This is a genomic window from Synechococcus sp. R5-15 (assembly GCF_047462035.1).
In the GTDB taxonomy this organism is placed as follows: domain Bacteria; phylum Cyanobacteriota; class Cyanobacteriia; order Thermostichales; family Thermostichaceae; genus Thermostichus.
This window is the reverse complement of sequence record NZ_JANSIK010000016.1, coordinates 1-1,500: the sequence shown is the minus strand read 5'-3', so window position 1 is coordinate 1,500 and position 1,500 is coordinate 1. Positions and strand designations below refer to the sequence as shown.

Below are 1,500 nucleotides of genomic sequence, written 5' to 3'. Positions count from 1 at the left end.
TACTATATCCCTCTCAATGACTTTTGCCAAACCGCCTAAAGCTCAGTAAATTCAGCAAAGTTCAGGGTTTCGGGGGTTAGAGGCATGCTCTGCAGGAGGGTTAGCGCAGGTTGAGTTGGGGCTGCAAATTAAAGGAGTGCCCCGGCACCACCACGTAGACGTCGGGGATGTTGGTGGGCTCCAGGCTTTGCAGGGCTAACCCTTCGATGTTGGAGCGCAGGGCGTTGTTGATGGTGGCTTCCAGTTGGGATAAAACCTGCGCCTCGTTGCCCTGAGCGGCCAAGCCAGGAAACTGGCTGTACACGGCGCGCGCCAAGCTGCTGGCCAAGGGGAGCTGGATCAGGGTGAGGTTGGATCCCCCCAGCTGGGGGCCCAAGGTGTTGGCCCGGCCGCGGATGCCCAAAGCTTGGAGGGCATTGGCCGTTTGGCTGACGGGGATGGTGCAAGTATCCATCTTGTAAACGGGCACCGAAGCCATGGTCAGAGCAGAAACGCTGGTCAGTTGCACCACAGTAAAGGAGGCAGTGCCGTTATAGGCAAAGCAAAAATCGCGAAAGGCTGCGGGCACATTGGCAGCGCGGATGGGGCGCTCATCGTCAAAGCCGCCCGACTCGGCGAAGATGTTGCGGATAGCGAATCCCCCGAAGAAGGCCAGCAGGGCCACCACCAGCAGGATCGTCAGATCGGAGGAGGAGACCCCCCCGCTGGAGCTGCCGCCTCGCCCACCACCGCCATATCCTCCACCGCCAACATAGCTGGAGGTGTAGCCGTAAGCCGCGGAACGGCTGTAGTCACTGCGGTAGCCGGATTCCCCAAGGACTCCGTCCCGCTTACGCGAGCGGCCAGCAAAGGACTCCGTCCCGCTACCGCGAAAGGCAGAGGAACGGGCGGATCCGTCGTAGCCGCGGTTGCTGGAGACAGAACGGCGGGAAACCAGGGCTTGCCCAGGACGCTCACCGGCTCCTCCTGCAGCGGCTTTCTGCCCCCCCTTTTCGCTGTCAACACGAGACCCCTCGTCTCGGCCAGTCTGGGGGGAGCGGTTGGAAGGGCGAGAAGTGGCCCCTTGCGCGGACTCCCTGTAGCTATCCCGCCCATTCTCCAAGGACTCCGTCCCGCTACCGCGAACGTCCAGCCAATCCTCTGCGCCCACAAAGGTTGAGCCCTCTTCCGGCAAAGGGGGTGGGGAACGACGACTTTGCCGCTCCCTTCCTTCACCAGAGTTTGCAACCGAGTAGACCGCGGCTTCCTCACCGGCAGAATCCGGGGAATGGCGGCTGGGATCGGGGGCAGCAGTCCGTTCCGCTGCTGCAATGGGATCTTGATCCTCAAACTCAGAAAAACCCATAGTTCTTCGAGCGCTCCCCTCAGCTGCCAAGGCAAGACGGCTTTCAATTTCACTCCCCCGAAGGGAAGCAACTACTGTATCCTAGCAGCTGATACATTTACGCTGAACACTGCTGAACATCACTGTTCAACTATGCAGCGATAGCATTCTGTTTG

1 protein-coding gene is annotated in these 1,500 nt (G+C 60.3%); it reads right to left on the bottom strand.

The annotated features are described in order from the left end of the window. Window positions 1–100: 100 nt before the first annotated feature. The gene (locus tag NW839_RS01900; protein ID WP_414350102.1) at window positions 101–1,345 is read right to left on the bottom strand and encodes a hypothetical protein; all 1,245 of its coding nucleotides are present in this window, start codon (window positions 1,343–1,345) and stop codon (window positions 101–103) included. Window positions 1,346–1,500 lie beyond the last annotated feature (155 nt).